Genomic DNA, 9,147 nt, shown 5'->3' on the forward strand with positions numbered 1-9,147 from the left:
GCGACGGTCTCGGTGAGACTCCAAACCCTCCCCCCCGACCCCCTCCCGTTTGCGGGAGGGGGAGTTGTTTCAGATTGCGCCCGAGAAGGTGTCGCACTGAGCGGGATCGCCCGTCTCCACGCCACGGCGCAGCCAGCGCATCCGCTGTTCGGAGGTGCCATGGGTGAAGCTGTCGGGGACGACGGCCCCTCCGGCCTCGCGCTGGAGCGTGTCGTCGCCGATGGCGCGGGCGGCGGTCATGCCTTCCTCGACATCGCCGGGCTCCAGCCGGTTGCGGTTCTTCGCCGCCCATACGCCCGCATAGCAGTCCGCCTGCAACTCCAGCCGCACGGACAGGGCATTGCCCTCCGCCTTGCTCGCGGCGCGCTGCGCCTGGTTGACCTTGTCGGAGGTGCCGAGCAGCGTCTGGATGTGATGGCCGAACTCATGCGCCACGACATAATAGCGCGCGAAATCGCCCTTCGCGCCGAAGCGGTTGGCCAGTTCGTCGAAGAACTTGGTGTCGAGATAGATTTTGCGGTCCGACGGGCAATAGAAGGGCCCGACCGCCGACGGCGCCTCGCCGCAGCCCGTCTTGGCGGTGTTTGCCACATAGAAGCGCAGCCCCGGCGCCTGGAACCGCTGCCCGCTATCGGCGAAGATCTTTTCCCAGGTGTTGTCGGCATTGCTGAACGCCTGGCAGGTTTCGCGGCGCTCGGGCGAGACTTCGCAGACCTGCCGCGCGCTTTCCTGACCGGAGGAATCGGCCGAGCGGGTGACCGGCGCGTTACCGCTGCCGCCGCCGGTCAACAGGCTGAGGGGGTTCATGCCGACCACCGCCAGGATGATGAGGACCACGATGATGCCGCCGCATCCGAAACGGCTGCCGATCAGGGGAAGCAGGCCGAAGAGCAGCCCGCCGCCGCCGCCCCCACCAAAGCCGCCGCCACCGGGCTGCGCCTCGCCGACATCGATGTCGTTGTCATAATCGTCGAGCCGCATCGCGCTATCACCCCTTTGTCATTCGGCCCGCCTATGCGGGTCCTTGTCGCCCTGTTGAACCCGCAAAGCCTTCCGGCGGTTGCACGGGCGTGCATCTGACCGCATGGTGCGGTGCCAGAGCAAGGGAGAATGGCATGTTCCTGAAGGGCAAGACGGCGGTGATCTCGGGCTCCAGCTCGGGCATCGGCCTAGCCTATGCCAAGGCGCTGGCGGCGGAGGGGGCGGCGATCGTCCTCAATGGTTTCGGCGATGCGGATGCCATCGAGGCGAACCGTGCCGCGCTGGAACAGGTAAGCGGCACCCATGCCCTCTACGACCCCGCCGACATGACGCAGCCGGAGCAGATCGCGGCGATGATCGATCGTGCGGCGGCGGAGACCGGCTCGGTCGATATCGTCATCAACAATGCCGGTATCCAGCATGTCGCCCCGATCACCGAGTTTCCGGTCGAGAAATGGGATGCGATCATTGCGATCAACCTGTCCTCGGCCTGGCACATGATGCGCGCCGCGATCCCGCATATGCGCAAGCAGGGCTGGGGCCGGATCATCACCACCGCCTCGGCACACAGCCTGGTCGCCAGCCCCAACAAGTCGGCCTATGTCGCGGCCAAGCACGGCGTGGTCGGCATCACCAAGACCGTGGCGCTGGAGGTCGCGACCGACGGCATCACCGCCAACTGCATCTCGCCCGGCTATGTCTGGACGCCCTTGGTCGAGAACCAAATCCCCGACACGATGAAGGCGCGGGGGCTGACCCGCGAACAGGTGATCGACGACGTGCTGCTAAAGGCACAGCCCACCAAGGAGTTCGTGACCATCGAACAGGTTGCCGCGCTCGCCCTGTTCCTGTGCCGTGACGAGGCCAAGTCGATCACCGGCGCGAACCTGTCGGTCGATGGCGGCTGGACCGCGCAGTGACGATGCGCCGCTTGATCCTGGCTTCGGCCGTTGCGCTGATCGCGGTTGGCGCGGCGCAGGCCCAGCGTGCCGAGGAGGCGAGCGACTGGCGGCTGGCGGCGACCGAGGATGACCGTGTGCGCCTGCGCGGCTGGCGCAACGCCTGGATGAAGGGGCTGACCCAGGCGCGCGCGGGTGGCGCGGCGGCGGAGATCGCGGCGCTGGGCCATCTCGCGGACCCGGATCATTCGATGGCGGGGCCCGAACTGCCCGATGGCGACTATCGCTGTCGTACGTTCAAGATGGGGACGCAGGGGCGGGCGCTGCTGACCTATGTCGCCTATCCCTATTTCCGCTGCCGCGTGTCGGACGGAGGTGTCCGCCTGACCAAGATCGACGGGTCACAGCGGCTGACCGGGCGTATCTATCCCGACACCGACGCGCGCAGCATCTTCCTGGGCACGATGATCCTGGGCGATGAAGAACGGTCCTATGCCTATGGCCGCGACCGGGCGCGCGACATGGCAGGCGTGGTCGAGCGGATCGACGCGCGTCGTTGGCGGATCGCCTTCCCGTTTCCGGCTTATGAGTCGGTGGTCGACATACTCGAGCTGGTGCCCGTCGCCGCGCCCTGAGCGGGAATGCGATTGTCGTTGGCCGGGGCGGCGGGTAGCGGCGGCAGCGAGGCGAGATAGGCCTTGCCACCTTTACCGATCACCGTCACCCGGTCCGTATTCGCCTGCGCCACCGCCTTCAGATAGGAGCGCGGCTTCTTCATCAAATCGGGATGGTCCAGTCCGACCAACCCCAGCCGCCGCGCCGCTTCCTGCACGAAATGGACGCAGTTGCGCTGGTTGAGATTGTAATGCGCGTCTCCCGTCTTCTCGTCCCATCCGGCGACCAGCGCCAGGATGTCGGCATATTGCGCGTCGGTCATCACATAGGAAAACTGCGCGTCGCTGGTCGAGATGTAGAAGGGCTTGGATATGTCTAGCCGCCCCTTGACCGTACCCATCAGCAGCGCGGGCGATATCGACTTGGCGGTGAAGCCGTAATTGGCATCGACCGGTGCGCCCGTGGCATCGACCGTACCGCGCAAGGTGAAGAACGCGTGCGGAAAGCTGTTGCCCAACTCATGGCTCCAGAATGTGATCGTCACCGCGGCCTGGGCGGGCAGGGCGCAGGCCAGCGTCAGGAACAGGGCCGTGGCGATTCGCAGGAGCTTCGTCATGACGGTCCTCATAACCCATGTTGGGGCGATGACGCAGCCGCATTCTCGTGCTTTTCCGGGCGGATATAGATGGATGACAGGCTGGGCACGGCGACGCGAAGATCGTCTTCCAGCATTTCGATCATCGTCTCGGCCGCGCCCATAGGCATGCTGTCGACGAAATCGGCACTGATCGCGGCGAAGATGCTGTCTGGGGCGGTGTGGATGGTGCGGACATGGTTGACCCGCGTGATCCAGGGGCGCGCGGCGACGATGCCACGGATGGTCTCGACCACTTCCGGGTCGGCTCGCTCACCGATCAGCAGCCCCTTGGACTCGCGCGCCAGCAGGATCGCGACCAGTCCGAGCACGATGCCGATCAGGATCGAGGCCACCCCGTCGATGCGCGGGTCATTGAGCATATGCGATAACCAGACGCCGAGCGCCGCAATGACCAGCCCGGCGAGCGCCGCCGAATCCTCGAACAACACGATGAAACCGGGCGGGTCCTTGGATTCGTGGATTGCGCGCCACCAGCCGCTATCGCCCTTGGTTCGCGAGAACTCGCGTACCGCGATGGTCCAACTCGCCCCTTCCAACGCAAAGGCGATGGCGAGCACGATGTAATTGACCGTGGGATCGCGCAACGGCTCGGGCGTCTGGATATGCAGCCAGCCCTCATAGATCGAGATGCCGGAGCCCAGCGCGAAGATCAGGATGGCGACGACGAACGCCCAGAAATACAGTTCGCGGCCATAACCGAAGGGGTGGATGGCGTCCGGCCCCCGCTTGGCGCGCTTCTGGCCATAGAGCAGCAGAATCTGGTTGCCGCTATCGACGACCGAGTGCACGCCCTCGGTCAGCATCGAGGACGAACCGGTGATCCCCGCCGCGACGAACTTGGCGATGCCGATGCCCAGATTGGCGGCCAGTGCGCCGTACAGGACGATATTCTCGCGAATGCGCGCGGTCAGGCCGGTGTCTGGCATGGCCGGTACAGCGTGCGATCGCGGCGGTTGTTCCGCTGGAAAAACAAACCCCGCCGATACGGATCGGCGGGGTCGCTTCCTTCCCCAAGGAAGAGGGGGGCAAAGGGGCCAACGCGCCCGGGATCACATCACGATGCGATACGTCCCAGCCGGTGGTACAGATGCGCGAACTTGATCGAGCGGGGATCGTCGGCGACGCGCTTGACGTGTTCGGCGATGGCTTCCTTCATCAGGGCGAAGTCTTCGGTGGAGAAGACGGCGCGGCTGCGTTGCGGTTCGGTCGGCATGGCATTCTCTCCTTTGAAACGGTGGTCCTCAGGCGGCCTGGACGAACTGGGCCGCCTCGGTCGATTCGGCGAGCGCGGTGGTGGAGCTGTCGCCGCCCGCCGCGACTTGCGCGATCAGGTCGAAATAGCCGGTCCCCACCTCGCGCTGGTGACGGGTCGCGGTATAGCCGTTGGCTTCGGCGGCGAATTCGGCCTGTTGCAGCTCCGAATAGGCCGCCATGCCCCGATCCCGATATTCGCGTGCCAGCTCGAACATGCCGTAGTTGAGCTGGTGGAAGCCGGCGAGCGTGACGAACTGGAACTTATATCCCATCGCCCCGATCTCCCGCTGGAAGCGAGCAATGTCGTCGCGATCGAGATTGGCCTCCCAGTTGAAGCTGGGTGAGCAGTTATAGGCCAGCATCTTGCCCGGATACTCACGCTGGATCGCCTCGGCAAAGCGGCGCGCATCGGCGAGGTTGGGCTTGGACGTTTCCCACCACAACAGGTCGGCATGGGGCGCGAAGGCCAGGCCGCGCTGGATGCAATGGTCGACGCCGGTGCCCTCCTTCAGTCGGAAGAAGCCCTCCGCCGTCCGCTCGCCGGTCAGGAACGCCCGGTCGCGCTCGTCCACGTCCGAGGTGATGAGCCGCGCGCTTTCGGCATCGGTGCGCGCGCAGATCACCGTCGGTACGCCCGCCACATCCGCCGCCAGCCGCGCCGCATTCAGGTTGCGGATATGCGCTGCCGTCGGGATCAGCACCTTGCCGCCCAGATGGCCGCACTTCTTTTCCGAGGCGAGCTGGTCCTCGAAATGCACGCCCGCCGCACCCGCCGCGATATAGGCCTTCATGATCTCATAGCAGTTGAGCGGACCGCCGAATCCGGCCTCGGCATCGGCAATGATCGGTGCGAACCAGTCGCGCGACACCGCGCCCTCCGCATGTTCGATCTGGTCGGCGCGGGCCAGCGTCGCGTTGATCCGGCGGGCGAGCTCCGGCCCGGCATTGGCGGGGTAGAGCGACTGGTCGGGATACATCTGCCCGGCGGTGTTGGCGTCCGCCGCGACCTGCCAGCCCGACAGATAGATCGCCTTCAGCCCGGCACGCACCATCTGCATCGCCTGATTGCCCGACAGCGCGCCCAGCGCATGAACATAATCCTCGGTCTTCAGCAATTCCCACAGCTTCAGCGCGCCACGCCGGGCCAGCGTATGCTCGACCGCGATCGATCCGCGCAGCCGCGCGACATCGGCGGGGGTGTAGGGGCGGGTGATGCCATCGAACCGTCCGGTGGGGGCGGGGATGAGGTCCTGGAAGTTCGGCATCGCATCGTCCTTTACAAATAGGGGCTTGTTGACGAGGACTTTGCCGGGTGTTCGACCATTGATGAAGGCTTTGGCGTGTTGCCACCGCGTCTCCGGGTCGCGGCCATGCCATCCTCCCCAGGTCGGGTTGTAAAGAATTGACAGCGGGAAGGCGGTGGCGCAGCCTGTCCGCAGGAGGGCGGAGCATGAGCGCAACCAAGCTGATCGCCGGACACGCGGTGCGACGGGTGCGTCGCCAGAACGGGCTGTCGCAAGCCGCGATGGCGGAGATGCTCGACATCTCGCCCAGCTATCTGAACCTGATCGAGCGTAACCAGCGGCCGGTCTCGGCCGCGCTGCTGGTCCGGCTGGTCGAGACGTTCGACTTCGATCCGCGCGCCTTGACGGCGGCGGCACCGGGGGGCGGGGCGGCGGCGATGCGGCGGCGGCTGGCCGATCCGATGTTCGCCGATCTGGAGATCGACCGCAGCGAGTTGGAGGAATGGCTGGCGGCGGCGCCGGGCGGTGCGGAGGCGTTTGCCCGCGCCTTTGACCGGCTGGGCGGCGGCGTGGCGGCGGTGGCCGCAACACCCGACCCGACCGTGCAGGTGCGCCGCGAGATCGAGCGGTGGCGCAATCATTTCCCCGACCTCGACGCGGCTGCGGAGCTGCTCGCGGACGAGTTGCGGCTGATGGCGGGCGACCTGTACGGCGCGCTGGCCGAGCGGTTGCGGGTTCGTCATGCGCTGTCCATCCGGGTGCTGCCGGTCGACATCATGCCCGACCGGCTGGTGCGGCTGGACCTGCACGCCCGGCAATTGCAGCTGTCCGAAATGCTCGAGGCGCCGGGCCGCGTTTTTGCGCTGGCGGTGCAGCTGGCCCAGTCGGAGGCGCGGACCGAGATCGAGGCGCTGGCCCGCGGTGCGGCCTTTGGCGACCGCATCGCCGAACGACTCTTCCGCCGCTATCTGGCACAGTATTTCGCTGCCGCTTTGGTCATGCCCTATGCCCGGTTCCTGCGCGCGTGCGAGGCGACAGGCTACGACCTGGCCGTGCTGCGTCGCCGCTTCGGGGTGTCACACGAGCAGCTGGCGCACCGGCTGACCACGCTGCACCGGGTCGGCGCGCGGGGGCTGCCCTTTTTCATGCTGCGGGTCGACCGGGCGGGGCAGGTATCGAAAAGGCTGGTCGGGGCCGCCGATCCCGGCTTGGCCGAGACGGAAGCCTTGTGCCCGCTCTGGAATGCGCTGGGCGCGTTTGACCGGGCGCGGGAGCCGATATCGCAAAGCGTCGTCATGCCAGATGGCGCGACCTTCCTGACCCTGGCGCAGCGGGTCGATCGGGCCGGGCGATCGGCATCGGGCGTCCCTGCGCAGTTCGTCATCATATTGGGGCTGGCGGCGGCCTTGTCGGGTCAGCTTTCGGAGAGGCTGGGGGGAGAGCCGGCGCGGCACGCGACGCCGATCGGCCCCGGGTGCCGTCGATGCCCCCGGCCCGATTGCCCACAGCGCTCGCTGCCGGCGATCGGTCGTGCGTTGGTGGTCAACGAGCGCGAACGGACGGTGGCTTCGCTGCCCTGCGCGGGCGACTGAGCGCCGGACTTGTGGAGTGATCGGCAAAGATTTCAACTTATTTGCCAAGTCCTTAAAGGAATTTGATCGGCTTTCACCAGTTGTAAGGAGTCATCGTGTAGCGTTCGATCCCGATGAATTGGCTCTTCCTCCGTCTCCGTTCATTGGAATTCCGTTTTGCGGTCATGCTGTCGACCGTCCTGTGCATTTCGACTGCGTTGGGCCTGACGGGCGTATCGTTCCATCGGCAACTGGTTTCGACCACAGAGGCGACCGGGCATATCGCCACGAACCTGGACGATTTTGCGGCCGCCGATACCCAGTTGCGGGGGTTGCGTATTCATTTGACGGATGTGGACCGCCGCCTCGACCGGCATGACGGGAACAGGGAGGCGGATTGGGCGGCAATGGAGCAACTGCTCGCCGCGCAGCTGGGGCCGCGGCAAGCGGGGCCGCTGGCCCTGACGCCGCGCGGTCGGCGCGTGGAAGCGCAGCTGCGGAAGGCCGAGCAACGCTTCTTCCGCGAAACCCAAACGATCCTACGAGACACGCGGGCCGATCCCCGCAAGCTGCAAGCCGCGCTTCCCCGGTTCCAGCGCTCGCTGCGCTCGGTGGAATATTGGCGGGACGATATGCGCCGGATGATGCGGCGGGAACTGACCCAGCGCACGCGTGAGGCCGCTCTGCTGGCGCGTCGCGGACTGATGCAAATGACGCTGGCCGCCGTGTCGATGCTGATACTGGTCGGCGCACTGATCCTCTGGCTGCGCTGGCGGATTATCGAACCGCTGGTGACGATCGTCGCGGCCGTTCGCGCAATGAAAGGCGGGCGGGCGCTGCAACCCTTGCCCTATGCAGAGCGGGTCGACGAACTGGGTGAGTTGACCCGCGCGTTGCAGGCGTTTGCGCTGGAGGCCGAGGAGCGCGAACGTATCCAGCGCCAAGTCGAATATCTGGCGCATCACGATCCGCTGACCGGTCTGGCCAACCGGCTGGTCTTTGCCGAACGGCTGGAAAAGGCGCTCCAGGCGGGGCAGCGGATCGCGTTGCTTGCGGTCGATCTGGATGGGTTCAAGGGTGTCAACGACACGTTGGGCCATGCCACCGGCGACGCGATGTTGCAGCGCGCCAGCGCGATGCTGCTCGCGGCGGTGGACGAGGGAGATGTCGTCTCGCGCATCGGCGGCGACGAATTCGCGATCATCCATTATCTGTCGGAAACCGAGCGCGATGCGCAGGGGGTGGCGGATCGAATCTATGGCGTGGCCGCGGCCGATCCGGCGACACCGTCGGTCCGCTTGAGCATCGGTATCGCCCTGTCCCAGCATCACGGCATCGAGTGCGACGAGTTGCAGGCCTGTGCCGATATCGCGCTCTACCGGGCGAAGGCCGATGGCCGCCACCGGGCGCGCCATTATGACGCGGCGATGGACGAAGAACGGCGGCAGCGCCACTGGCTGGCCCATGAACTGCGCGATGCCAGCGTGCGGGGCGAGTTGAGCCTGGCGTTCCAGCCGATCGCCGATTGTCCCTCCCGTCGCATCATCGGGCAGGAGGCGCTGGCACGCTGGACCCATCCGGTGTTGGGGCCGGTCAGCCCCGACATCTTCATCGCGCTGGCCGAGGAGAATGGACTGATCGCGGAGATCGGCCGGTTCCTGCTGGTCGAGGCGCTGGTCGCCGCGCGCGACTGGCCCCGCGACTGGATGCTGGCGATCAACCTGTCCCCTGTACAGTTGCGTGACCCGTCGTTGGCGGACGAGATGCTGGCGACCATCGCGGACCATGGCATGCACCCCCGCCGGGTCGAAGTGGAAGTGACCGAAGGCGTGCTGATCGACCGGCGCGAAACCGCCACGGCCAATCTGCGCACGTTGCGCGGGGCGGGCGTGCGTATCGTGATGGACGATTTCGGCACCGGCTAT

The 9,147-nt window shown here is 66.4% G+C and carries 9 protein-coding genes; 4 read left to right on the forward strand and 5 right to left on the reverse strand.

Features of this window, described 5'->3' with window-relative positions; all coding sequences use genetic code 11:
* Window positions 1-69: 69 nt before the first annotated feature.
* On the reverse strand, window positions 70-981 hold the full coding sequence (gene ypfJ, locus SB4_RS09420; protein ID WP_058752378.1) for a KPN_02809 family neutral zinc metallopeptidase: 912 nt from the start codon (window positions 979-981) through the stop codon (window positions 70-72).
* Window positions 982-1,115: 134 nt separating this feature from the next.
* Here ypfJ and SB4_RS09425 point away from each other — a divergent pair, with 134 nt between their 5' ends.
* Window positions 1,116-1,901 (forward strand): 3-hydroxybutyrate dehydrogenase, encoded by a 786-nt coding sequence (locus SB4_RS09425; protein ID WP_058752379.1) that lies wholly within the window; start codon window positions 1,116-1,118, stop codon window positions 1,899-1,901.
* A 2-nt stretch (window positions 1,902-1,903) separates the two neighbouring features.
* Window positions 1,904-2,515 (forward strand): DUF4893 domain-containing protein, encoded by a 612-nt coding sequence (locus SB4_RS09430; protein WP_058752380.1) that lies wholly within the window; start codon window positions 1,904-1,906, stop codon window positions 2,513-2,515.
* Here the strand turns inward: SB4_RS09430 and SB4_RS09435 are convergent.
* The 4 genes from SB4_RS09435 to aceA all read right to left on the reverse strand — a co-directional run bounded on the left by SB4_RS09435 (window position 2,464) and on the right by aceA (window position 5,672).
* On the reverse strand, window positions 2,464-3,111 hold the full coding sequence (locus tag SB4_RS09435) for a hypothetical protein (RefSeq protein ID WP_082670093.1): 648 nt from the start codon (window positions 3,109-3,111) through the stop codon (window positions 2,464-2,466). The genes SB4_RS09430 and SB4_RS09435 overlap by 52 nt on opposite strands.
* An 8-nt stretch (window positions 3,112-3,119) precedes the next feature.
* Window positions 3,120-4,079 (reverse strand): cation diffusion facilitator family transporter, encoded by a 960-nt coding sequence (locus SB4_RS09440; RefSeq protein WP_058752382.1) that lies wholly within the window; start codon window positions 4,077-4,079, stop codon window positions 3,120-3,122.
* 128 nt (window positions 4,080-4,207) lie between these two features.
* The gene (locus SB4_RS19985; protein WP_167345467.1) at window positions 4,208-4,366 is read right to left on the reverse strand and encodes a hypothetical protein; all 159 of its coding nucleotides are present in this window, start codon (window positions 4,364-4,366) and stop codon (window positions 4,208-4,210) included.
* Window positions 4,367-4,394: 28 nt separating this feature from the next.
* Window positions 4,395-5,672, reverse strand: a complete 1,278-nt coding sequence (aceA, locus tag SB4_RS09445; protein ID WP_058752383.1) for an isocitrate lyase — start codon at window positions 5,670-5,672, stop codon at window positions 4,395-4,397.
* A 185-nt stretch (window positions 5,673-5,857) separates the two neighbouring features.
* On the opposite strand from aceA, the gene SB4_RS09450 reads away from it, so the two are divergent.
* Together SB4_RS09450 and SB4_RS09455 are read left to right on the forward strand one after the other, a co-directional pair.
* A complete protein-coding gene (locus SB4_RS09450; protein ID WP_058752384.1) occupies window positions 5,858-7,243 on the forward strand; it encodes a helix-turn-helix domain-containing protein in 1,386 nt (461 codons plus the stop codon).
* 164 nt (window positions 7,244-7,407) lie between these two features.
* Window positions 7,408-9,147, forward strand: a 1,740-nt coding sequence (locus SB4_RS09455) for a putative bifunctional diguanylate cyclase/phosphodiesterase (protein WP_193753782.1), incomplete at its 3' end; no start/stop codon positions are given.

It is taken from the genome of Sphingomonas sanguinis (assembly GCF_001476905.1).
GTDB lineage: Bacteria > Pseudomonadota > Alphaproteobacteria > Sphingomonadales > Sphingomonadaceae > Sphingomonas > Sphingomonas sanguinis_B.